The sequence below is a fragment of the Pseudomonas faucium genome (assembly GCF_021602585.1).
Taxonomy (GTDB): domain Bacteria; phylum Pseudomonadota; class Gammaproteobacteria; order Pseudomonadales; family Pseudomonadaceae; genus Aquipseudomonas; species Aquipseudomonas faucium.
On record NZ_BQIP01000013.1, the window covers coordinates 56,658 to 80,125 of the forward strand.

Annotated in this window: 15 protein-coding genes; 11 read left to right on the top strand and 4 right to left on the bottom strand. The window is 62.4% G+C overall.

Annotated elements, in window-relative coordinates; all coding sequences use genetic code 11:
* Positions 1 to 69: 69 nt before the first annotated feature.
* On the top strand, positions 70 to 8,730 hold the full coding sequence (locus tag L6D75_RS16375; RefSeq protein ID WP_176514811.1) for an RHS repeat-associated core domain-containing protein: 8,661 nt from the start codon (positions 70 to 72) through the stop codon (positions 8,728 to 8,730).
* A 133-nt stretch (positions 8,731 to 8,863) separates the two neighbouring features.
* Positions 8,864 to 9,067 carry a cold shock domain-containing protein gene (locus L6D75_RS16380; RefSeq protein ID WP_176514812.1) on the top strand — a complete coding sequence of 68 codons (204 nt, stop codon included), beginning with the start codon at positions 8,864 to 8,866 and terminating at the stop codon, positions 9,065 to 9,067.
* Between the two features lie 117 nt (positions 9,068 to 9,184).
* Here the strand turns inward: L6D75_RS16380 and L6D75_RS16385 are convergent, their stop codons facing one another.
* Positions 9,185 to 11,176, bottom strand: a complete 1,992-nt coding sequence (locus L6D75_RS16385; RefSeq protein ID WP_176514813.1) for a sensor histidine kinase — start codon at positions 11,174 to 11,176, stop codon at positions 9,185 to 9,187.
* Positions 11,177 to 11,441: 265 nt separating this feature from the next.
* Here L6D75_RS16385 and L6D75_RS16390 point away from each other — a divergent pair, with 265 nt between their 5' ends.
* The 4 genes from L6D75_RS16390 to L6D75_RS16405 all read left to right on the top strand — a co-directional run bounded on the left by L6D75_RS16390 (position 11,442) and on the right by L6D75_RS16405 (position 14,982).
* Entirely contained in the window at positions 11,442 to 12,239 is a 798-nt protein-coding gene (locus L6D75_RS16390; RefSeq protein WP_176514814.1) for a hydroxymethylpyrimidine/phosphomethylpyrimidine kinase, read from the top strand.
* A gap of 14 nt (positions 12,240 to 12,253) precedes the next feature.
* On the top strand, positions 12,254 to 12,877 hold the full coding sequence (thiE, locus tag L6D75_RS16395; protein ID WP_176514816.1) for a thiamine phosphate synthase: 624 nt from the start codon (positions 12,254 to 12,256) through the stop codon (positions 12,875 to 12,877).
* 17 nt (positions 12,878 to 12,894) lie between these two features.
* A complete protein-coding gene (gene hemL, locus L6D75_RS16400) occupies positions 12,895 to 14,178 on the top strand; it encodes a glutamate-1-semialdehyde 2,1-aminomutase (RefSeq protein WP_176514817.1) in 1,284 nt (427 codons plus the stop codon).
* 258 nt (positions 14,179 to 14,436) lie between these two features.
* Positions 14,437 to 14,982 (top strand): tetratricopeptide repeat protein, encoded by a 546-nt coding sequence (locus tag L6D75_RS16405; RefSeq protein ID WP_176514819.1) that lies wholly within the window; start codon positions 14,437 to 14,439, stop codon positions 14,980 to 14,982.
* On the opposite strand, the gene L6D75_RS16410 is transcribed toward L6D75_RS16405, so the two are convergent.
* Entirely contained in the window at positions 14,983 to 15,309 is a 327-nt protein-coding gene (locus tag L6D75_RS16410) for a DUF1820 family protein (protein WP_176514821.1), read from the bottom strand.
* 146 nt (positions 15,310 to 15,455) lie between these two features.
* Here L6D75_RS16410 and L6D75_RS16415 point away from each other — a divergent pair, with 146 nt between their 5' ends.
* Genes L6D75_RS16415 through lnt form a run of 4 tightly spaced genes read left to right on the top strand, consistent with a single transcriptional unit; the run spans position 15,456 to position 19,311 of the window.
* Positions 15,456 to 16,454, top strand: coding sequence for a PhoH family protein (locus L6D75_RS16415; RefSeq protein WP_176514823.1), 999 nt, complete (start codon positions 15,456 to 15,458; stop codon positions 16,452 to 16,454).
* Positions 16,447 to 16,920: an rRNA maturation RNase YbeY gene (gene ybeY, locus L6D75_RS16420; RefSeq protein WP_176514825.1), complete on the top strand. Its 474-nt coding sequence runs from the start codon at positions 16,447 to 16,449 to the stop codon at positions 16,918 to 16,920. The genes L6D75_RS16415 and ybeY overlap by 8 nt, the downstream gene beginning before the upstream one ends.
* Positions 16,921 to 16,945: 25 nt before the next feature.
* Entirely contained in the window at positions 16,946 to 17,785 is an 840-nt protein-coding gene (locus L6D75_RS16425; protein WP_027917759.1) for an HlyC/CorC family transporter, read from the top strand.
* 8 nt (positions 17,786 to 17,793) lie between these two features.
* The gene (lnt, locus tag L6D75_RS16430; protein ID WP_176514827.1) at positions 17,794 to 19,311 is read left to right on the top strand and encodes an apolipoprotein N-acyltransferase; all 1,518 of its coding nucleotides are present in this window, start codon (positions 17,794 to 17,796) and stop codon (positions 19,309 to 19,311) included.
* Positions 19,312 to 19,379: 68 nt separating this feature from the next.
* On the opposite strand, the gene L6D75_RS16435 is transcribed toward lnt, so the two are convergent.
* Together L6D75_RS16435 and L6D75_RS16440 are read right to left on the bottom strand one after the other, a co-directional pair.
* Positions 19,380 to 20,141, bottom strand: coding sequence for a YdcF family protein (locus L6D75_RS16435; protein ID WP_176514829.1), 762 nt, complete (start codon positions 20,139 to 20,141; stop codon positions 19,380 to 19,382).
* Positions 20,142 to 20,274: 133 nt separating this feature from the next.
* A complete protein-coding gene (locus L6D75_RS16440; protein ID WP_176514831.1) occupies positions 20,275 to 20,589 on the bottom strand; it encodes a hypothetical protein in 315 nt (104 codons plus the stop codon).
* 227 nt (positions 20,590 to 20,816) lie between these two features.
* Between L6D75_RS16440 and leuS the strand changes: the two genes are divergently transcribed.
* On the top strand, positions 20,817 to 23,423 hold the full coding sequence (gene leuS, locus L6D75_RS16445; RefSeq protein ID WP_176514833.1) for a leucine--tRNA ligase: 2,607 nt from the start codon (positions 20,817 to 20,819) through the stop codon (positions 23,421 to 23,423).
* Positions 23,424 to 23,468 lie beyond the last annotated feature (45 nt).

Genomic DNA, 23,468 nt, shown 5'->3' on the forward strand with positions numbered 1-23,468 from the left:
GCCAAATACTGGAGGGACACAGCCAATGCCATGTATCCAAATCAATCGTTGCTAGACGGAGAATGCGAAATGGGCCGTTATTCAGAGAAAAAAGTAACCGGTTACAACAGAAGCATCCTTGAGAAAGCCGGCTTGAATCTCGGAGAAAAGATCGAAGTCAACGGCCGTAGCGTCTGGCTCATCGGCATTGAGGACACCCATATAAATGTCAATTACAACCGCAAGGATAGCCCCAATCATGTACGTATCTACTATGAAGAATCTGGGGGGAACCACTGCACATCGATTGAGGGTGTTCCCCCAGAAGAAATCACGCTTCTAAGTCAGAACAAAGAAAAATACGAAACCCTTGAGAGTAAATTCAAGTACGCGCTCGAGGAGATTATAAGCCTGGGTGCACAAAAGTTAAATCTAGAAGAAACGCCCGTATTTCCTCGCAGACCGTTGATTGCGCTGATTGAACTAAAGGATGACTACAATGGCAACAACCAAGGGGGGAGCGCCTTTTACAGCAGTGAGGCTAAAAACCTTTGTGGATTTCTGTGTATCGTAGAGGCCTCTGAGCTGGCGGAGCGCTCTGATGAATTAATAATCTCAACGCATGAATCGTTGAACGATGAATGCTTCCGCTCAGACCCTTGGAATACTCACTTCACCATCCCGCCTTTAGGAGAGCTCGGCGGCATCGCTAAAGACCGTATACGCACGCTCTATGACCTCTCTGCACTCGACGAAGTAAAACCTGTGCTAGATGCAATCAATGCCAAAACGGAAGCCTTGAGCAATCTGGTAGAAAATGATGCCAAACGGACAGAGTTTATACCTTCACCCTTTTATGAAAATTTACCTTCCGGCCTCGTCATCGTTGATTTCAACCAATCCATTGACGAAACCGGCAGGACCAGTGGTTATGGCTTGTTGGCAGCCAGTGGGTTTCGGATGTTGACGATCTCTTGCCCCGAGGAAACGGTGAGCGATTACAACGCCCTGAAAAGTGAGCACGAATTCTTATCTTATTTCGAGCCTTTGAAGGACTTCAACTCGGCCGAGTTCTCTATCAAAGCCTTCTACACAACATCGGGCATGGCCGTCGAACAACCTGTCGCGGAGTCGACTCCAACGACTGATCAATCACCCACTACCCGCCAGTTGCAATCGTTATCAACGCCTTACGTGATCTCTAATCAGGACGATGGCGCCCTTCCCGACATGACCGATTTCTCGCTCGAGCGGGCGGGCAGTATCGAAGGCGGCTGGAGCACCAGTACCACGATCAAGGCAGGCCGCGCATTGGCCGAGGGCGAGGTGTTGAGTGCGTTCCTGATTGATCGGCTGGATGGCGATATCCGCAAGGTCGATTACACAGCGCAAAAGGGCAAGCTCTCTGCCCAGCAGTGGCCAAAAGCCTTCGCTGATCACCTGGCGGCTGCCGGCGAACCGATGACCGCCGGTGGCTGGGGCGCTGACAATACCTTTTCCACTGCTAGCAAGCGCCTGCGTCTGTGGAGCCCGGCACGCTATCGCACGTTCAGCAATGCGCCCTTTGCTGCCAATCTCGTGCAGGCACTGGCCTGCGATGAGTCTTTCACCCCTACGGCAGACGAAACGCTTTGCCTGCAAGTACGCGACCTGACCTCACAGGCGTTGTACGAGCACCACTTTTTCACCCCCACGGCCACGCAAGCCAGCACGCAGTGGTCCAAGACGCTGTGCGCGCAGATCAATCGTGACAGCCGTCTGTTGCGGGCGGGCGTGCCCAGTGACTGCACCGTGACACCTGCCGAAAGTGGCAATGCCTTCTGGGTGCCGCAGTGCGCCGAGTTGTGCGTGACCCTCACCGAGACGCGCTGGTGGCAAAGCCAGGCCGTCGAGGGCGACCAGGTACTGGAAGAAGGGCAAGCATTGCAGGCGTGGGTCTATGATGCGTTTTCCCATCGTTTACTTGCTCACCATGAGTGGAAGCCGAGCAAGGCGCAGTGCCCTGCCGGCAAATGGCTCGAGGCTTGGGCCACGGCCCTGAACGCCTCGCAGGTCGCACCCTTCCTGCGCGCGACCACGCACAATCCGGAGGCTGGGCAGGCCGATGAAGCGGGCAACTTGAACCTGTGGCAACGCGGTGACGCATTGCGCATTTTCACCACGCTGCCGGGCGCGGCCAATCGCCTGCCAGGCCCAACCCTGCAATCGGCCTGGAAAGACGACGCCGAGCATGCGGTGCTGGCCACAGTACGCCACCCGTTCAGCCACAAGTTGCTGCACCGCGCACTGTTCAAACCTCAGGATGCCGACAAGGTCAATGACCGGGATACCTGGCTGCAGGCCTTGGCCGTTTTCCTCAAGGCGCAGGCCTGGCCCGAAGTGCACGTTGGCGCAAGCGGTGATCAGTTGTCCGTCCCTCGTTTCAGTGAGTTGCAACTGCTGCTGGAGAACGTCGGCGACGGCAAGACCTGGAGCGACGGCGACTACGCCAAATATCTGCTCGAGACCGACAACCTGCCAGGCCGCACGGCAGCTGAACAAGCACGCTTCAAGGTAACAGCAGGCGCTGCCACGGTGCAGGTCGAGGTCGAGTCGTTGAATGGGGAACTGGAGTTTCGCCTGAACAACGCCGCGCACGAAAAAGGCTACCGGGTGGCTGCCTGCGTACCACGCGCCAGCGAGCAGCCGCGGTGGCCGGTGGAGGTGACTGACACCAAGGTCACCTGGGCAGGGCCGATCGAAAATGGCGTCTACGACCTGTACCTGACCTATCCGGAAAAGGCACGTGATGAAGCCAAGTTGACCGTAGGCCATATCGGCGCCTTCCACTCCAGCCATTTCTGGCACGGTGTGCAGGCCGTCGAATTTACCCCGCCCGCGGCCATGAAAGCCTACGAGGAAATCAGTTTCCTGTGCGAGGACTATGGCAATACCAACCACTCCGAAGTATTCGACACCAGCAACCAGGACCAGACCGGTGTGGACGAACGCAGCGGCCTGTTCCATGCCCATTACCCGATTGCGACCTTGCAAGGTTTGCATGGGCTAGGCCCGGTGTGCGACCTGACCCTGCACTACTCGGCGCTGCGGGCCAACGAAGCGGGCCTGGGCGATGGCTGGGCCTGGCGCTTTTCCAGAATCATCACCAGTTCCATTCAGGAAAACGACCACCGCCTGCTCACCCTCGCCGATGGTACTCCGGTGACGTTCAGCGATGAGCAGTGGACCCAGCTGGGCGCAGGGCAGGCCATCAAAACCGATGCCTGCAGGGTAAGCAGCAACAAGGATTACAGCCAGTTCACCCTCGAGTTCCCCAGCGGCCGCCAAGAGGTCCTGAGCAAACCGGCAGCGCCCGGCAGCGATGAAGTCGAACCCAACGACGAATTCCGCAAGAAAGTGCTCAAGGCCTTGAAGGCGATCAAAGACAAAAGCAAGCCGGCCTTTCCAAGCTTCCCTGATCACTGGACACAATGGGTGCTACTGGCGCTCAGCCCCGGCGGTTATTACGCGTCCGCCGCGATCGACTACACCGAAGCCGTCAGCGCCTGGGCAAACCACGGCAACACCAAGGAACTGGATAGGCGCATCGCGCTGTATAAGCGGCCGTTCGTGCAGTTGCTGCCATCACGTATCGTTTCGCAGTACGGCGAAGCGCTGGACCTGCAGTGGAAGCGTCAGAAGGGCCAGTTCCTGCTGATGAGCATCAAGAACGGGGAAACCGAACTGTTCAGCGCAGAGTATGTCGACCCTGAGGTCAAGGCCGGTGGCCGGGTGAACATGCAACTCTGGCCGGGCAGCAACGAAGCGTTCAAGGTCGAACTCACACTCGAACACTATTTGCTGCGCACCCTCAAGCGCTTGCAGAAGGACACCGTTGTGCAGCAGGTCGATTGCGGCTACGACGATGACCCGACCCTGGACAGGGTGCTGTGCCGGCTGCAGGAGCTGGACGGTTCTGTGGAATGCGTGCAGTACGTCAAGCAGGACGCCAAGCTCAAAGGTGCACCTGCCCTGCCCCGGGTGGCATTGCACGCGCTGCTGCCAGGTGGCGGGCAGCAGAACCATATCCACCACTACACCTACACCGGCAGTTACCAGCATCCGGATGACCAGTTGTTCATCGCAGCCGTGCAAAGCGGTACCCATGCCACGGTGGCGCATGACCTGCACGCTTTCGGGTTGGACGCCGAGGGTAACCGCACGCCGCTGATGCGGGGCTCAGGCACGGCCAACGCGCATTGGCTGGAGTTTTACCTGCGCCATAAGCACGCCACAACCACGTTCCGCTATACAGGATTAGGCGATGAGCTGGTCGAAATCATCGAGCGTATGGTCATCAGGGTCAGCGGGACACAGATCGAAGTGACCGCCAAAGCCCCGGCGATCGAACGTCGGCAGGCCGTATTACAAGCGTTGTGGGGATACTCGACCAAAAACCGAAGGCAGCTTCACCAAGCGATCAAACACATGCTCAGCCTGGCGCCAAAGGCGCAGCGCGCAAACCTGGGCAAAACGGTAGACGCAACCACGATCGTGACTGACGCGAATGGGAACCCCTTACGCCTGCATGCCAAGGGCTCGCACTCGGTTTACTACTGTTATTACGGTGACCAAACTGAAAACCAGATCGCGCTGGGCAGCGTGCAAGCGCTCAGTGCAGTGCCGACGCTGAGCTGCCCTTTCGTGCCTGACTACGCCAGCGCCCCGCTGATGGCGGAGTACCAGTGCGACGACTACGGCAACCCTCAGGGCTTGAAGCTCTACGGTTATCGCAAAGTCACCCGTGCCGACCGCGATTACCTGGAGCTGGCCGACGTGGTGATGGTGGACGGCATACGCGGCACGCTGACCAACGATACCCTCGCCAAGCACACTACATGGGCGCTGATCGGCAATGAGGCGCTGTGGCACCAGATCACTACGAGCACCTCGGTACCCGCCAGCAAGAAAACCACCAGCGAGCAAAGCAAGGTGCTGGAATGGGCGATCACCAGCAAGCAGACGACACATCAAGGCGGCAAGAGCGTTGAGCTGACCAATGTTCAGAAATTCATCGATAACCCTTCCCAACCGGGCATACAAGTCATCGTCAGCGCAACGACACCGGCAGGTACGGCCCAGGTCAGCAAGGAGGTTCGTTCGCGTTACAGCAGGCGTGCACTGCAAAAGGTCGAGAAAGGCATCGAGGCGCATTGGGAGCGCGATGCCTATGGCCGGATAACGAAAGAAACCCGCTACCTCCTGGCACCCGGTAGCACCGGCAAGGCTGCCAAACAGCTTGCCGATGAACGCATCGATTCGGTCTACAGCGCCGACGGTAGAGAGGTAGAACGTACTTACAAGGATGGTAGCCAGAGCCATTCCAGCCTCGACGGCCTGCAACGGGCTTGGCGAACCTCGTGGCGCAGGTCTGTTACCGAGACATATGTGCCCTTGGAGGCGCACTGCTTCACGGGGCTGGACGAATCCTCCGTATTGGGGAGTTGGGTGTGGGATTACCTGCCGGGTGGTCAGGCTATGCGCAAGGACACACCTCTGCGTGGGTTGGCGGGTAGGCAACCCTGGTTGGCGCAGGAAGCAAAAACAGTGGCAAGTGTGCCGGTTGCGGTGGAAGAGGACGCGTTCATCGTTGCGCGATTAAAATCAAATCGTGGCAGTATTTTTCGTACAATTCTTAGTGCATTACAGAAGACCGAAGTAATAAGGGAAATTCAAACAAATCTCGACTCAATCCTTTCTATAGATATATCAGGGAAGAAATACAAATTTATTAACGAAGTCAATAGAATCACTTTAATCACCGATGGCGAATCGCACACCGGAACCACAATAATAGCACTTTCCAAACCCTCATACTTCACCCAATCAACACACGCACACGCAGACACCAACATTTTTAGCAACCCATTTGATGTACTTGAACTACTTTTAGAGGGCGAGATATTAGTAAACGACCTCCCTTTAAGGTCCAAGCATGAAACAATAGCAGACGTAAAAAGGCTTTATCAAAATGACATAATCACCGATAACTTCTCGACCACCGCTGATTCCGTCGTACAAATAACCGAACAGCAAGGCTTGAGCACCCAATGCCTGTCGAAGCGGACCACCACCCGCACAGCAAAAGCGGACGGCACCTTCCAACACTCTGTGCAATGGGCCGACGACAGGGACGTGCAGCACCTGCAACTCGATCAGCATTACGACTCCGACGGTCGTATCATCCGCCATGCCCGCACCGTGGGCGAGAACACTCGGGCCTACGCGCTCGAACGCGATACTCTCGGCCGGGTAACCAAGTTGACCCGCCCCGATGCCACGACCATCGAACGCGCCTACCACGGTTTCAGCAACCAGGTCTCTTCGCTGACCGTGGACGGGCAAGTCGTCGCAACCCAGGCGGTGAGCGAACTCGGCAAACTCTCGACACGCAAGATTGGCAGCCGCGAATATGGATTTGCCGAGCAGAGCGTGACTCTGCCAGACAAGACCCAATTGCGCAGTGTTCAGGATGCCAGTGGCGTGCGTTTCGAGGCGGATGGCAACGCGCTTTACAGCCTGAAGCACCCTGACGGATCGACCGTTCTGAGTTCCGATGCCGGCTGGCGGCATTCGATCGCTAGTGCACAGGTGCCCGGTCGTCGGCAAACCACTGAAAAAACACCTCGAGGTACGATCAAGGGCGTCGAGTGGCAGAGCCTGCGTGGGCAGAGTATCGCCGCTCGGCACGCCAACGGCCGCACACGGCGGGTATTCCACGACAGCGAGGGGCGGCTGTTGCGCAGCTGCCAGCAACACGAGGACGTGTTGTACCGTTACGACGAACTGGGTCACCTGCAAACGCGCCGGGTGCAGGCGCTGACCGGCGCCGGGCAATGGCAAGTGCACAGTGAGCGTGACGGCCTCAACCGGGAAACCGTGCGTACCTTCCTGCGCAACGGCGCCCCTTGCTTCAGCCAGCACATGGCCTGGCAAGGCGACGGCCGCCTGGCAAGCAAGGCCAGTTACCAGGACGGCAAGTTGCTGCGCACCGAACGTTTCACCTATGACCTGCTCGACCGCCTTGCAAGCTATGCCTGCGACACCCAGCAAGCGGCAAACTGCCCGCAGAATGGCGATGGCACGCCGATCAAGGCCCAGACATTCAGCTGGGACAGCCTGGACAACCTGACCCGTTGCACCAGTACCCCGTTCAAAGGCGAGGCGGTGACGCAAACATTCACCTATGCAACGGCCTCCGACCCCACTCGTCTGACTTCGATGAAAACCGGCGAGCAGGCAACGGCCCTGTCCTGGAACAGCAACGGCCAACTGCAGGTGGACGGCCTGCAACGCACGCGCACGTACAATGCCGCCGGGCAACTGAGCAGCATCAAGGACGACAAAGGCGCCTTGCTCACCCGCTACGAATATGACGGCATGCAGCGCCTGGCAGCGCAATACGAGGAACAGGACCAGAGCACCCGCGAGTTGCGCTACGACGGCGATGAGCTGATCGGCCAGGTGTGTTTCGACAAGGCTGGCAAGCCCACCCGCAGTACCAGCATTTCCCCGGGGCTGGCGCAGTATGACGGCGACCAGGTGCGCTGGCTGATCGACGATCCGCAGGTGGGCATCGTCGGCCAGGTGTGCGACGACGACCTGCAACTGGCTCCCCTGCTGCCCTTCGGTGAAGGTGCGACGCTGGAGGGCCTAGTCACCGGTTACAACGGCATGCGTCGCGACCCGGTGACGGGCCAGTATCATGCAGGCAACGGTTACCGCTGCTACGACCCAGCACTGCGCCGGCATACCCAGCCTGACTGGCTGAGCCCATTCGGCGAAGGGGGTATCAACGACTACGCCCACTGCCCCGACCCGGTCAACCTGCATGACCCCAGTGGCGCGATCATGCTCAGCCGTTGGGGGCAGAAGGAGGACCTGGAGCACTATGAGCGGATCCTGCGCGAGACCAAGCCCATGCCGGTCGGCGGACGCTGGCGGGGCCTTGCGCTTTCGGCCACGCTGACGGTGCTGGGTATCGCCGCGTCGGTGATGACAGGTGGCGCCGCCTCGGTGTTATTCATCGCGATGACGACTTGCGCGGTGCTCTCGTTCGGCTTCGAGGTGGCCTCCGTCCTCACGGAAGATTCCAACCCCGAGCTGTCCAGAAAGCTGGGTTATGTGTCGCTTTTCTTTGGGGTGGCGTCGCTTGCTGAAAGTGCGCTGGGCTTGCTCAAGAAGATACCGGCGCTGGCCAAAGCCGCAATGCGATCCGTGCGGCAGGTCGGCAAGAGGCTCACCCATTACAAGGCTGGCACGCGACTGGCGCGCAACACCGTGAGCCCCATGGAATACGCAATGGAGCAATTGGGCAGCATTCCCGGCGTCACCCCTGCAATGGGACCTGCCCGTAACGGAGTGCGGGCCACGCTCAGGGTGGCCGGTACCCGGTTGATCAACTACCTGGGTGAGGCACAATCCATCGACCTCAATGCTGCGCGCTATGCACGTGGGGGCGCCTATGGCAGGGCGCTGCGCAAAGCTCACAGGCTTCACAACTTCGCCACCCGGTCACGGGCTCTGAGCGCGGGCGCTTGGGTAACGGGCAAGGCGATCGAAACCTACATCACTCAAGGTTCAGTTTCCGCCTTTATCGCGATCGCGACCGGCGATAGTTCGAGCGCCATCACACCGTGGGGGCGTTACTCCATACCCCTCGACCAGTCGATCACTTGGAATCACGGGGGCGGTGGACATTTGTTGGCCTAAACCAAGAAGCGTTGCGGGTTGGTGCACGTCCGGCAACAACCCGCAACTGTTAAAACTGCCAGTGTCCAAGCGCAGCTTGAATAGTTAGGCTTTTTTAGCACCCCGGCAATACCCCCAATCAGGAGCTAAAACCATGAGCGATGTGAAAGTTGCAAAGGTCAAGCTGTACAACGCCAAGCTGAAAGCGGGTTTCCTCGATCACGAGATCGATGAGGAAGATGTCATCCTGCCTAGCGAGGCGGTGGGCTCGCTAAACTTGAAGAACGGCGATGAAGTAACGTTCGAAGTTTTGCAAAAGGATGGCAGGTATTACGCCACCAATGTAAAAGCCAAGTGAGCGCGTATTGCCTGCATTGGCTTCATCGCGGCTATCGCTACGCAATGGGGCTGATGCAGGCAATGTTTACTGATGCTGACAACGCTGGCGTAACCGCTTCGCCACATTCCAGGGGACTTACCTGGAACCGCGTGCCCCTGAAATGATTCTGCCCGGCATCTGGATCTGGGCAATCGCCACATTCAAGCTCAGCTCGAAACGGCTGCCCAAGCCGCGCGTCGATTCGTGCGCCAGCTTGCCGCCGAGCAGCTCGCCCATCTGCCGGCAGATCGACAGGCCGATGCCCAGCCCGCCATAGCGCCGGGTCATCGAGCCGTCGACCTGGAAGAAGCGCTGATAGAGGATGGCCTGGTCCAGGTCATCGAAGCCGATGCCGCTGTCGCTGACGGTGAAGGTCAGCGCCAGGCTGTCCGGCCCCAGGCGCCGGCCGCGCACCTGCACCATCACGCCACCCTGGTGGGTGAACTTGAGGCCGTTGTCGACCAGGCAACCCAGGCAACGCAGCAGCTTGTGCCCATCGCCCAGCAGTTCGTCGGGCAGCTCCGCGGGAATGTCCAGGCTCAGGTACAGGCCTTTGCCCAGGGCCGTGCCGGCATGCCCGGCGCGCAGGTCCTGGAGCAGCCGGCGCAAGCTGAACGGGCTGGGCTGGGCGCGCAGGCGGCCGGCCTGCAGTTCGGTGAGGGTGAGGATGTCGTCGACCATGCCCATCATGTCCTGGGCAGAGCCCACCGCCGTGCGCTGGTACTGGGCCATTTCGGCGCTCATGGGCAACGTCTGCATGAGCTCCAGCGAGCCGATCACGCCGTTCATCGGCGTGCGCAACTCGTGGGTGACGGTGGCGAGGAATTCGTCCTTGAGCAGGTTGCTACTGGCCAGCTGCTGGTTCAGTTGCTCCAGGGTGCGCCCGGTTTCCCGCAGGGTCTGCGCCTGCTGCTCGCGCATGCTGTTGATGCGGTCGGCCAGGGCCAGCGACAGCAGCGCCACTTCCAGCGCCGAGCCCAGCTGGCTGGCGTACATGGTGATGAACACGTTGGGCAGGTAGCCCAGCACCATCAAGGTGTTGACCATGCCGCCGAGCAGGAACGCCGTCCAGGCAATGATGAACCAGCGCGCCACGCGCAGCCCCCGCGACCAGGCCAGCAGCCCAGCGGTGAAGATGCTCACGGTGAACAGCAGCGCCAGCACCGTGGCCATGCGCAGGGCAATGCCGTAGGGCATGCTCACCGCCAGCACCATGACCGCTATCGCGCCCAGCATCAGCAGCTGCAGCAGGCGGTCAAAGCCCCGGCTGATCTTGCGCAGGCGCAGGAAGTGGCGGGCGAACTGGCAGCCGAACAGGCCGGCAGCGCCGATGAACAAGGGCGTGGCGGCATTTGCCCACCAGGGGCTGTCCGGCCAGAAGTAGGCCACCCCGGCACCGTTGACCGACACCTGGTACAGGCCGAACGAGGCGATATAGAGGATGTAGTAGAGGTAACTGACGTCGCGCACGCTGATGAAGATGAACAGGTTGTACACCAGCATCACCAGCAATACGCCGTAGATCATCCCCAGCACGTACAGGCGAGTGGGCTGATCTTCCATGTAGGCCTCGCTCGACCACAGCGCCAGCGGCGCCTGTACCGAGCCTTCGCTGTGCAGGCGCAGGTAGGCGGTGGTCGACTGCCCGGGGCGCATGGGCAGTTCGAACAGGTAGTTGTTCTGGCGAATCTGCCGGCTGTCGTAGGGCAAGGCGTCACCGGTACGCTGGGCCAGGCGATAGACGCCATCGCTGCCGGGCAGGTACAGCTCGAGGTGATCCAGCGGCGGGTAGGCCAGCTCCAGCAGCCACTGGCGGGGCGCGGTGCGGTCGGAGGCGAGGTAGTGCAGGTCGACCTTCAGCCAGAACACCGAGGTCGAGTAGCCGGCATTGAGCACGTCTTCATGGTGGGTACGAAAACGATTGGCGAAGATGGGTGCGCTGACTTGAGCGATGCTCGCCGTGCCATCACGGTCTTCGTAGACCTGCATGACCTTGCCCAGCGGCAGGTGGCGGGTGGTATCGTCGAATTCGACGGCGGTGGCCAGCACGGGCAGCAAGCCCAGAAGCACGATCAGCAAATAGCGCATACAGCCCCAGCATGGCCTGTCCGGTCGCGTCGCGATGGCCTCCAATCCCTATGAGACGACGAAATCCGGCAGTGCCCGTTTGTCGAGTTATCCGAGCACTCTAGCATAGCTTTGAACGCTGGCAACGGGCCACATTAAATTTCGATTAAAAGGCTCTAGAACAATGCTTTCAGGCTTGTTACAAGAATAAATCTGACCGATCGATCAGCAAAATCCATTTGTAGGACGATCCGCACAATTGGGTTTGGTGGTAAGCTCGCCGACCATGAATACCTACAGCTCCCGCCCCGTTGTCCTCTGTCTCTCCGGCCACGACCCAAGTGGCGGCGCCGGCTTGCAGGCAGATATCGAAGCCCTGATCGCTCAAGGCTGTCACGCCGCACCGACCGTGACCGCCCTGACCGTGCAGGATACCGTCAATGTTTCCGACTTCCGCGTGCTCGACCGCGAGTGGGTGCTGGCCCAGGCCAACGCCGTGCTGGCCGACTCGCGGGTCGCCGCCGTCAAGCTGGGCATGCTCGGCTCGATCGAGATGGTCGACACCGTCGCCGAACTGCTGGGTGCCCACCCGCACCTGCCGCTGGTCTGCGACCCGGTGCTGCGCGCCGGTGGCGGTGGCCGCCTGGGCAAGGACGAAGTCGGCTATGCCCTGCGCGAGCGCCTGCTGCCGCTGGCCACCATCGCCACGCCGAACCTGCCCGAGGCGCGCATCCTGGCCGAACTGCCAGACGGCACGGCCGACGAGTGCGCAGACAAACTGCTGCCCTACATCAAGCACCTGCTGATTACCGGTGGCCACGGCGACGAAGACGAAATCCACAACCGCCTGTACAGCCGCGACGGCCAGAGCCACACCTGGACCTGCCAGCGCCTGCCGGGCAGCTACCACGGCTCGGGCTGCACCCTGGCCAGCGCCCTGGCCGGCCGCCTGGCCCTCGGCGAACAGCTGCAAAGCGCCGTGCGCAGCGCCCTGGACTACACCTGGCGGACCCTGCGCGACGCTGAACAACTGGGCAAGGGCCAGTTCGTCCCGCGCCGCCTGCCCCTGGACTTCTGCTCCTGACACGAGGCCTTCCGATGAAGCTACGCGGCCTGTACGCGATTACCGACAGCCAGCTGCTCGCCGGCCGTTTCCTGTCCCATGTCGAAGCGGCGCTGGAAGGCGGCGTGTGCCTGCTGCAGTACCGCGACAAGAGTGACGACGCCGCCCGCCGCCTGCGCGAGGCCGAAGCACTGATGAGGCTGTGCGAGCGCTACGGCACCGAGCTGATCATCAACGACGACGCCGAACTTGCCGCGCGCCTGGGCGTCGGCGTGCACCTGGGCCAGACCGACGGCCCGCTGACCCCGGCCCGTGCCCTGCTCGGCCGCCAGGCGATCATCGGCTCGACCTGCCACGCCCAGCTCGACCTGGCCCAGCAAGCCGCCAGCGAAGGCGCCAGCTACGTGGCCTTTGGCCGTTTCTTCAATTCCGTGACCAAGCCGGGCGCACCTGCCGCCAACGTCGAGCTGCTGGAGCAGGCCCGCGCCCAGGTCAAGCTGCCGATCGCCGTGATCGGCGGCATCACCCTGGACAACGCCGCCCCGCTGGTCGCCCATGGCGCCGACCTGCTGGCGGTGATCCATGGCCTGTTCGGTGTCGACAGCGCGCAGGAAGTCACCCGCCGCGCCCGCGCCTTCAACGCCCTGTTCGCTTCCTGATTTCGAGAGAAGATCCCATGTCCCGTTCCGAATCCCTGTTCGCCCAAGCCCAGAAGCACATCCCGGGCGGCGTCAACTCGCCGGTCCGCGCCTTCAAGAGCGTCGGCGGCACCCCGCTGTTCTTCAAGCATGCCGAAGGCGCCTATGTGGTCGATGAAGACGACAAGCGTTACGTCGACTACGTCGGCTCCTGGGGCCCGATGATTCTCGGCCACGGCCACCCTGAGGTGCTAGAGGCGGTGCGCAACCAGCTGCAGCACGGCCTGTCCTACGGCGCACCGACCGCCATGGAAACCGAGATGGCCGACCTGGTCTGCTCGCTGGTGCCATCGATGGAGATGGTGCGCATGGTCAGCTCCGGCACCGAAGCCACCATGAGCGCCATTCGCCTGGCCCGCGGCTACACCGGCCGCGACGCCATCATCAAGTTCGAAGGCTGCTACCACGGCCACTCCGACAGCCTGCTGGTCAAGGCCGGCTCCGGCCTGCTGACCCAGGGCGTGCCAAGCTCGGCGGGCGTGCCGGCGGACTTCGCCAAGCACACCCTGACCCTGCCGTTCAACGACCTGGCGGCGGTCGAGAAGACCCTGGCCGACGTCGGCCAGAGCGTGGCCTGCATCATCGTCGAGCCGGTAGCCGGCAACATGAACTGCGTACCGCCGGCGCCAGGCTTCCTCGAAGGCCTGCGCGAGCAGTGCGACAAGCACGGCGTGGTGCTGATCTTCGACGAAGTGATGACCGGTTTCCGGGTATCGCTCGGCGGCGCCCAGGGCTACTACGGCATCACCCCGGACCTGTCGACCTTCGGCAAGATCGTCGGCGGCGGCATGCCGGTCGGCTGCTTCGGTGGCAAGCGCGAGATCATGGGCTGCATCGCCCCGCTGGGCCCGGTCTACCAGGCCGGCACCCTGTCGGGCAACCCGCTGGCCATGGCCGCCGGCCTGACCACCCTGAAGCTGATCAGCCGCCCGGGCTTCCACGACGAGCTGAGCGCCTTCACCAGCCGCATGCTCGATGGCCTGCAGCAACGTGCCGATGCCGCTGGCGTGCCGTTCGTCACCACCCAGGCAGGCGCCATGTTCGGCCTGTACTTCAGCGGTGCCGACGACATCGTCACCTTCGATGACGTGATGGCCAGCGATGCAGAGCGCTTCAAGCGCTTCTTCCACCTGATGCTCGAAGGCGGCGTGTACCTGGCGCCGAGCGCATTCGAGGCAGGCTTCACCTCGATCGCCCATGGCGAGAAAGAGCTGCAGATCACCCTGGATGCAGCTGAGCGGGCCTTTGCCAAGCTGAAGTAAGCCAGGGTTTGTACCGGCCTCATCGCCGGCAAGCCGGCTCCCACAGGTACGCCACACCTTTCAGGCTCTGTGCGGTACCCTGTGGGAGCCGGCTTGCCGGCGATGAGGCCGGCGCAGGCAACAAAAGCCCTTCTGCCATCAGCAACTTTCCCCACCCGCACAGAAATTCGAGTAAAACTTTGTAAGGTTGGCGCTGCTTATCCCATAATGTGCCACCAGAGACATTGGCCGCAGCTTTGCAGAGGTAAGTCGATCCCCATGAACCGCACCGGCCGCGCCCTGACCTTGGGCTGCCTGTTGCTTCTTCCGCCTCTGCTGGCCCAGGCCGAGGGCGGCAATTCGTTGCTGATTCCGGCAACGGGGCGCTGCACGCTCAACGTTCAGCCAGAAGACCAGGAAAACGCCCTCAAGGCTTGCGAGCAGACGGCGGCGACCGGGGACCCCCAGGCGCAGTACGAGCTGGGTGAGTACTACTACACGCAAACGCCCAAGGACCTGAAAAAGGCCCTGGACTGGTTCGAAAAAGCCTCGCTGCAAGGCCACGCCGACGCCCAGTACCGCCTCGGTGCCATGTTCTTCCATGGCGAGGGGGTCAAGGCCAACAACGTGCAGGCCTACATCCTGCTGAAGATGGCCGCGGTCAACGGCGCCGAGGATGCGCTGGACATGGCCGACGAAGTCACCGAGCAGATGCCCCGCGACGAGCTGGAGCATGCCACCCAGGTGCTTGGCCAGATCTTCCGCAAATACCTGCTGGAACTGCAGAACGCCGAAGGGCGCACGCCGTTCTCGCCCCTCCCCTGATCACTTCTCCGGCATTGGCATCGGGAACGGCATGACATTGCCGCCACCCTTGGCCTCGCTGATCTTCGCCGTACCCAGGCGCTCCACCTCGTCGATGCGCACGATCGCGTGCATCGGCACGAAGCTGCGGATCACGCCTTCGAACTGGTTCTTCAGCCGCTCCTCGCTGGGGTCGACCACCACCTGGGTGCGCTCGCCGAAGACGAACTCCTCGATTTCCAGGAAGCCCCACAGGTCGCTCTGGTAGATCTGCTTGGCATACATCTCGAAGACCTGCCCCTGGTTGAGGAAGATCACTTTATAGATGGCGGGTTCGCGTTTGCTCATCTTGGGATAACACATGCGTAAGAAAAGGCGCGCATCATAGCAGACAGCCCTGTACCGACCGTTGAACGTTTCAGTGCTTTCGCCCCTGCCCTTCAGGGGTTATTCTTGAGTTCACCTTCATTGCCGTCGAGCGGCTAAAAACGACCTTGAACGCACCCATAGAACCCCATCGTTTCATCCTCGAACCTTTCGAGGCCCACCGTTTCGCCAACTTGTGCGGCCAGTTCGACGAGCACCTGCGCCTGATCGAACAACGCCTGGCTATCGAGATCCGCAACCGCGGCAATCAATTCGAGCTGATCGGCGAACCCAAGACCACCTCTGCTGCCGAGCAACTGCTGCGCCGCCTCTACCGCGAGGCCAAGGCCACCGAGCTGTCGCCGGAAACCGTGCACCTGTACCTGCAGGAGTCGGCCGTCGAGAACATCGACAACCCGGCCGTCAACGAGGTCAGCGTCTCGCTGCGCACGCGCAAGGGCAACATTCGCCCGCGCGGGGCCAACCAGCAGCGCTACGTCAAGGAAATCCTCGCCAACGACATCAACTTCGGCATTGGCCCGGCCGGTACCGGCAAGACCTACCTGGCCGTGGCCTGCGCCGTGGATGCCCTGGAACGCGAGCAGGTGCGCCGCATCCTGCTGGTGCGCCCGGCCGTCGAGGCTGGCGAGAAGCTCGGCTTCCTGCCCGGCGACCTGGCCCAGAAGATCGACCCGTACCTGCGCCCGCTGTACGACGCGCTGTACGAGATGCTGGGCTTCGAGCACGTGGCCAAGCTGATCGAGCGCCAGGTCATCGAAATCGCCCCGCTGGCCTACATGCGCGGGCGCACCCTGAACAACAGCTTCATCATCCTCGACGAGAGCCAGAACACCACGCTCGAGCAGATGAAGATGTTCCTCACCCGTATCGGCTTCGGCTCCACGGCGGTGATCACCGGTGACATCACCCAGGTCGACCTGCCGCGCGGCACCAAGTCGGGCCTGGCCCACGTGATCGAGGTGCTCAAGGACGTTCCGGGGATCAGCTTCACCCACTTCCAGCCCAAGGACGTGGTCCGTCACCCTCTGGTGCAGCGCATCGTCGAAGCCTACGACCGCTTCGAAGCCCGCCAGGCCAAGCCCGAGGTCAGCAGCAAAGATGCTTGAACTTGACCTGCAACGGGCCACCGACGCCGCCGCGCCGGATGATGCCGCCTTCCGCCGCTGGTGCGAGCTGGCCTTGCGCCAGCGCAGCGCCGACTCGGAAATGACCATTCGCCTGGTCGATGAAGCCGAGGGCCGCGAGCTCAACCACACCTACCGGCACAAGGACTACGCGACCAATGTGCTGTCGTTCCCGGCCGACGTGCCCGACGAGCTGCTCGATATCCCGCTGCTGGGCGACCTGGTGATCTGCGTACCGGTGGTCGAACGCGAGGCTGCCGAGCAGGGCAAGGCGCTGGAGGCACACTGGGCGCACCTGGTCATCCACGGCTGCCTGCACCTGCTCGGCTACGACCACATCGAAGACGATGAGGCCGAAGAGATGGAAGCGCTGGAACGGGAATTGCTGGCAGAACTGGGTCATCCCGACCCGTATGCCGACGATGAAACCGACTCAATCACACACTGATACACCAAGGATCACGAGAACCGCCATGAGCGAAGATCGATCGAGCAACGGGCAGAAGTCCTGGCTGGGTAAACTGACCCAGGCTTTTGCCCATGAGCCGAAAAACCGCCAGGAGCTGCTGGAGCTGCTGCGCGAAGCCCATCAGAACAAGCTGCTCGACAGCGAAGCGCTGACCATCGTCGAAGGTGCCATCCAGGTCGCCGACCTGCAGGTACGCGACATCATGGTGCCGCGCTCGCAGATGATCAGCATCAAGGCTACCCAGTCGCCTCGCGAGTTCCTGCCGGCGGTGATCGACGCCGCGCACTCGCGCTACCCGGTGATCGGCGAAAGCCATGACGATGTGCTCGGGATCCTGCTGGCCAAGGACCTGCTGCCGCTGATCCTCAAGGAGAACGGCGACAGCTTCAACATCAAGGACCTGCTGCGCCCGGCCACCTTCGTGCCGGAGTCCAAGCGCCTGAACGTGCTGCTGCGCGAGTTCCGCGCCAACCACAACCACATGGCCATCGTCATCGACGAATACGGCGGCGTGGCGGGCCTGGTGACCATCGAAGACGTGCTCGAACAGATCGTCGGCGACATCGAGGACGAGCATGACGTCGAGGAAGACAGCTACATCAAGCCGCTGCCAAGCGGCGATTTCCTGGTCAAGGCACTGACGCCGATCGACAACTTCAACGAGTTCTTCGACAGCGAGTTCTCGGACGATGAGTTCGACACCGTGGGCGGCCTGGTGATGAGCGCCTTCGGCCACCTGCCCAAGCGCAACGAAACCACCGAGATCGGCGCCTACAAGTTCCGTATTCTCAATGCCGACAGCCGGCGGATACACTTGCTGCGCCTGACCCCGATCACCCGCTAAGGACAAACATGCGTTGGATCACCCGCCCCGGCTGGCCCGGTAACCTGCTGGCCTTGGCGGCCGGCGCATCTACCCTTCTGGCCCTGGCGCCCTTCGACATCTGGCCGCTGGCCTTGCTGTCCATCGCCGTGCTCTACCTCGGCCTGCGCGAGCTCAGCCCGCGCCAGGCCATGTGGCGCGGCTGGTGGTTCGGCTTCGGCCTGTATGGCGCCGGCACCTGGTGGATCTACGTCAGCATGAACACCTACGGCGGCGCTTCGCCGCTGTTGGCCATCGTGCTGCTGCTGGCGTTCTTCGCCGCCCTTGCCTGGTTCTTCGCCTTGCCCACGTGGCTCTGGGCGCGCTGGTTGCGGCGCAACGAGGCGCCACTGGCCGACGCTTTGTGCTTCGCGGCCTTGTGGCTGGTGCAAGAAGCCTTCCGCGGCTGGTTCCTCACCGGTTTCCCTTGGCTCTACGCCGGTTACAGCCAGCTGGACGGCCCCCTGGCGGGCCTGGCGCCGCTGGGCGGCGTATGGTTGGTCTCGTTTACCCTGGCCTTGACCGCCGCGCTGCTGTGCAACCTGCACCGCCTGCGTGAGCGCCGCTCATTCCTGGCCATCGGCATCGTCCTGCTGCTGGCCCCCTGGGCCGCCGGCATGGCCCTTAAAGGGCACGCCTGGACCAAGCCCGCCGGCGACCCGCTCAAGGTTGCGGCGCTGCAGGGTAACGTCGAGCAGGAGCTGAAATGGGACCCGGCGCACATCGATGCGCAACTGGCGCTGTACCGCGACATGACCTTCACTGCCAAGCCCGTGGACTTGCTGGTGTGGCCGGAAACGGCGGTGCCGATCCTCAAGGACCAGGCCCAGGGCTACATCGACGTGATGGGCCGCCTGGCCGCCGATCGCCACTCGGCGCTGATCACCGGCGTGCCGGTGCGCGAAGAGGTGCACCACCAGCGCCGCTACTACAACGGCGTGACCGTGACCGGCGAAGGCGACGGCACCTACCTCAAGCAGAAGCTGGTGCCGTTCGGCGAATATGTGCCGCTGCAGGACATGCTCCGCGGCCTGATCGAGTTCTTCAACCTGCCGATGTCGGACTTCGCCCGCGGGCCTGAAGACCAGCCGCTGCTGCAGGCCAAGGGTTACCAGATTGCCCCGTACATCTGCTACGAGGTGGTCTACCCCGAGTTCGCCGCAGGCCTGGCCGCGCGCAGCGACCTGTTGCTGACGATCAGCAACGACACCTGGTTCGGCACCTCGATCGGCCCGCTGCAGCACCTGCAGATGGCGCAGATGCGGGCGCTGGAAGCTGGCCGCTGGATGATCCGCGCGACCAATAACGGCGTGACCGCGTTGATCGACCCGTTTGGGCGGATTACTGCAGAGATCCCGCAGTTCCAGCGCGGGATCCTGTATGGCGAGGTGGTGCCGATGCAGCAGCTGACGCCTTATCTGCAGTGGCGCTCGTGGCCGCTGGCGATCGTCTGCGTGCTGCTGCTGGGGTGGGCGCTGCTGGCGGGGCGGATCGCCAAGACCGTTTGAGGGTGCCGGCTCCCACACTGTGATGTACCCGTGGGAGCCGGCTTGCCGGCGATAAGGACGAAACCCGTTCAATAGAACAATCGATACCCCACCAACCCCACCGCTTCATTGAGCAACTGGCTGCTCTGCCACATCGCCCGGCTCTCCGGCAGCAACCCTGCGAACGGCCGCGCATGCTCGCGCCCAAGGAAGCCCATCGGCGCCGGCACCACCTCGAAACCCGCCCGCTCGAAGCTCCAGCGCGCACGCTGCATGTGCCACGCCTGGGTCACCACCACGACTCGGCGAACCCCTTGCGCCAGCAACAGATCGGCACTGAGCCGGGCGTTTTCCCAGGTGGTACGGCTGGCGCCTTCCTGCCATTTGACCTCGACCGCGAAATCCTCCCGCAGCCGCTCTGCCATCAACTGCGCCTCGCTGGGCGGGGTGCCGTAGTGCAGCCCGCCGCTGGTCAGCACCGGCAAACCCGAGGCCTTGGCCAGCGTCGCCGCAAAACGCATGCGCTCCAGCGCCGTGGCAGTGGGCTGGTCGGCGCCGCCCCAGCCGGGGTCGCCACGCTCGCGCCCGGCGCCCAGCACGACGATCGCATCCGCCCTGCTCGCCAGGCCCGCCCATTCGTTCACCGGCAAGGCCGGCTCGCTCTCCAGCAGGCTGGCGGCCTTCTGCATCACCAGTGGCAGGCTCATCAGCCACAAACCGCCCAGGCCCAGCGCGAAGCACACCGCCGCCAGCCCCGGGCGCCGCACCCGCAGCCACCAGGCGAGCAGCAACAGCAGGAAGAGGACGCCAGGCGGCATCAGCCATTGTTTGATGAAGAACTTGATGGGCATCGGCTACACCTCCATGGAAGGCATGCAGCCTAAGAGGATCGACGCCAGCCAACAAGTGGGCGGCCGGCGCCGATCATGAGAAGTGTTGTCGAAGAACCGGCGCGCGATGGCCTGCGCCTGGCGTCCTGAACGGCTAGCGATGCGGCAGCGTCCTGGATCTCGCCGTACTGGCGGGGCGTTTCTTGTCCTTGAGCCAGATGATCTTTGCCGAGCTCGGTTCCGCTTGCGGGTATATTCCGGCGCAGGCATTGCGGCGTTCCGGGAGGGACTCCAGGTAAGCCTTGATCACTTCGAACTCTGCGTGGCTAAGACCGCGCAACTCCAGCTCGGCTGGCATCTCGTCGCGTAATCGCACCGACGTTCTGGCAACTTCCAGTGCCAGGCCAAGACGGTCGATCAGGCGTTCGTAAAGCTCCGGTTTGATTGCGGGTAGCTGCGTCTCTCCCATCCGTTCACCTCATTGAAGATAAAGAATATCTCCCCCCACACATGAGCTTAGCGGCGCTATGAAAAGCAGCTGGATGCAGCGACCAGCGGCCATTCGCAATCAGGGTTTCCCACGACGCGCGGCGCTGCTGTATGCTTAGGCGTTCACCCTCATGACACCGGAGTGCCGGACGCAGCGAGGTTCCGCTGCCTGGAACAAGGTCTCTTCTCTCTCAGCCAAAAGTAGCCATGCACGAACAATACACGCCCCGTGATATCGAAGCCGCCGCCCAGAAGTTCTGGGACGAGCAACAATCGTTCGCTGTTACCGAACAGCCAGGCAAAGACACCTACTATTGCCTATCGATGTTCCCGTACCCGAGCGGCAAGCTACACATGGGCCACGTTCGCAACTACACCATCGGCGACGTGATTGCCCGTTACCAGCGCATGCTGGGCAAGAACGTCCTGCAGCCGATGGGCTGGGACGCCTTCGGCATGCCCGCGGAAAACGCGGCGATGAAAAACAACGTCGCCCCGGCCAAGTGGACATACGAAAACATCGACTACATGAAGACCCAGCTCAAGAGCCTGGGTCTGGCCATCGACTGGGCACGTGAAGTCACCACCTGCAAGCCGGACTACTACCGCTGGGAACAGTGGCTGTTCACCCGCCTGTTCGAGAAAGGCATCATCTACCGCAAGAACGGGACCGTGAACTGGGACCCGGCCGACCAGACCGTACTGGCCAACGAACAGGTCATCGACGGCCGTGGCTGGCGTTCGGGCGCGCTGATCGAGAAGCGCGAAATCCCGATGTACTACTTCCGCATCACCGACTACGCCGACGAGCTGCTGGAAAGCCTCGACGAGCTGCCGGGCTGGCCTGAGCAGGTCAAGACCATGCAGCGCAACTGGATCGGCAAGTCGCGCGGCATGGAAGTGCAGTTCCCCTACGACCAGGCGAGCATCGGCCACGAAGGCACCCTCAAGGTCTTCACCACCCGTCCCGACACCCTGATGGGCGCGACCTACGTCGCCGTCGCCGCGGAACACCCGCTGGCCACCCAGGCCGCCCAGGGCAACCCGGCGCTGCAGGCGTTCATCGACGAGTGCAAGAGCGGCAGCGTTGCCGAGGCCGACATGGCCACCCAGGAGAAGAAGGGCATGGCCACTTCCCTGCTGGTCGAGCACCCGCTGACCGGCGAGAAGCTGCCGGTGTGGGTCGCCAACTACGTGCTGATGCACTACGGCGACGGCGCCGTGATGGCCGTGCCTGCCCATGACGAGCGCGACTTCGAGTTCGCCCACAAGTACAACCTGCCGGTCAAGGCAGTGGTGCGCACCAGCGTTGGCGACGAAGTCGGCAGCGAGTGGCTGGCGGCCTACGGCGAGCATGGCCAGCTGATCAACTCCGGCGAGTTCGATGGCCTGGACTTCGCCGGCGCCTTCGACGCCATCGAAGCGGCCCTGATCCGCAAGGAACTGGGCAAGTCGCGCACCCAGTTCCGCCTGCGCGACTGGGGCATCAGCCGCCAGCGCTACTGGGGCTGCCCGATCCCGATCATCCACTGCCCGTCCTGCGGCGACGTGCCGGTGCCGGAAGACCAGCTGCCGGTCACCCTGCCAGAGAACGTGGTACCGGACGGTGCCGGCTCGCCGCTGGCGCGCATGCCCGAGTTCTACGAATGCACCTGCCCGAAATGCGGCACGGCGGCCAAGCGTGAAACCGACACCATGGACACCTTCGTCGAGTCGTCCTGGTACTTCGCCCGCTACGCCTCGCCGAACTACGACAAGGGCCTGGTCGATCCGAAAGCCGCCAACCACTGGCTGCCTGTGGACCAGTACATCGGCGGCATCGAGCACGCCATCCTGCACCTGCTGTACGCGCGCTTCTTCCACAAGCTGATGCGCGACGAAGGCCTGGTCACCTCCAACGAGCCGTTCAAGAACCTGCTGACCCAGGGCATGGTGGTCGCCGAGACCTACTACCGCGTTGCCAGCAATGGCGGCAAGGACTGGTTCAACCCGGCCGACGTCGAGATCGAGCGGGATGCCAAGGCCAAGATCATCGGCGCACGCCTGAAGACCGACGGCCTGCCGGTGGAAATCGGCGGCACCGAGAAGATGTCGAAGTCCAAGAACAACGGCGTCGACCCGCAGTCGATGATCGAGGCCTACGGTGCCGACACCTGCCGCCTGTTCATGATGTTCGCCTCGCCGCCCGACATGAGCCTGGAATGGTCCGACTCCGGCGTCGAAGGTGCCAGCCGCTTCCTGCGCCGCGTCTGGCGCCTGGCCCAGGGCCACGTCAGCCAGGGCCTGCCAGGCCAGCTGGACATCGCCGCGCTGAGCGACGAGCAGAAAGCCATCCGCCGTGCGATCCACGCCGCGATCAAGCAGGCCAGCACCGATGTCGGCCAGTTCCACAAGTTCAACACCGCCATCGCCCAGGTGATGACCGTGATGAACGTGCTGGAAAAGGCTCCGCAGGCCACCGCGCAAGACCGTGCCCTGCTGCAGGAAGGCCTGGAGGCCGTTACCCTGCTGCTGGCGCCGATCACCCCGCACATCAGCCACGAGCTGTGGCAGCAACTGGGCCACGCCGAGTCGGTGATCGATGCCGCCTGGCCGAGCGTCGACGAACAAGCGCTGGTGCAGGACACCATTACCCTGGTCGTCCAGGTCAACGGTAAACTGCGCGGCCAGGTCGAGATGCCTGCCGCAGCCAGCCGCGAGGAAGTCGAAGCCGCTGCCCGCAGCAACGAGAATGTCCTGCGCTTCATCGATGGCCTGACCATCCGCAAGGTCATCGTGGTTCCGGGCAAACTGGTCAACATCGTCGCCAACTGATGGCAACGCCCACCCGCAGCCAGTGCGGGTGGGCGGTATCGGCCC

What these genes read in the sequence shown, in the direction of transcription:
- L6D75_RS16375 (WP_176514811.1), top strand. Translation starts at nt 70, where the DNA reads ATGGGCCGTTATTCAGAGAAAAAAGTAACCGGTTACAACAGAAGCATC.
- L6D75_RS16380 (WP_176514812.1), top strand. Translation starts at nt 8,864, where the DNA reads ATGAGCGATGTGAAAGTTGCAAAGGTCAAGCTGTACAACGCCAAGCTG.
- L6D75_RS16385 (WP_176514813.1), bottom strand. Translation starts at nt 11,176, where the DNA reads ATGCGCTATTTGCTGATCGTGCTTCTGGGCTTGCTGCCCGTGCTGGCC.
- L6D75_RS16390 (WP_176514814.1), top strand. Translation starts at nt 11,442, where the DNA reads ATGAATACCTACAGCTCCCGCCCCGTTGTCCTCTGTCTCTCCGGCCAC.
- thiE (WP_176514816.1), top strand. Translation starts at nt 12,254, where the DNA reads ATGAAGCTACGCGGCCTGTACGCGATTACCGACAGCCAGCTGCTCGCC.
- hemL (WP_176514817.1), top strand. Translation starts at nt 12,895, where the DNA reads ATGTCCCGTTCCGAATCCCTGTTCGCCCAAGCCCAGAAGCACATCCCG.
- L6D75_RS16405 (WP_176514819.1), top strand. Translation starts at nt 14,437, where the DNA reads ATGAACCGCACCGGCCGCGCCCTGACCTTGGGCTGCCTGTTGCTTCTT.
- L6D75_RS16410 (WP_176514821.1), bottom strand. Translation starts at nt 15,309, where the DNA reads ATGAGCAAACGCGAACCCGCCATCTATAAAGTGATCTTCCTCAACCAG.
- ybeY (WP_176514825.1), top strand. Translation starts at nt 16,447, where the DNA reads ATGCTTGAACTTGACCTGCAACGGGCCACCGACGCCGCCGCGCCGGAT.
- L6D75_RS16425 (WP_027917759.1), top strand. Translation starts at nt 16,946, where the DNA reads ATGAGCGAAGATCGATCGAGCAACGGGCAGAAGTCCTGGCTGGGTAAA.
- lnt (WP_176514827.1), top strand. Translation starts at nt 17,794, where the DNA reads ATGCGTTGGATCACCCGCCCCGGCTGGCCCGGTAACCTGCTGGCCTTG.
- L6D75_RS16435 (WP_176514829.1), bottom strand. Translation starts at nt 20,141, where the DNA reads ATGCCCATCAAGTTCTTCATCAAACAATGGCTGATGCCGCCTGGCGTC.
- L6D75_RS16440 (WP_176514831.1), bottom strand. Translation starts at nt 20,589, where the DNA reads ATGGGAGAGACGCAGCTACCCGCAATCAAACCGGAGCTTTACGAACGC.
- leuS (WP_176514833.1), top strand. Translation starts at nt 20,817, where the DNA reads ATGCACGAACAATACACGCCCCGTGATATCGAAGCCGCCGCCCAGAAG.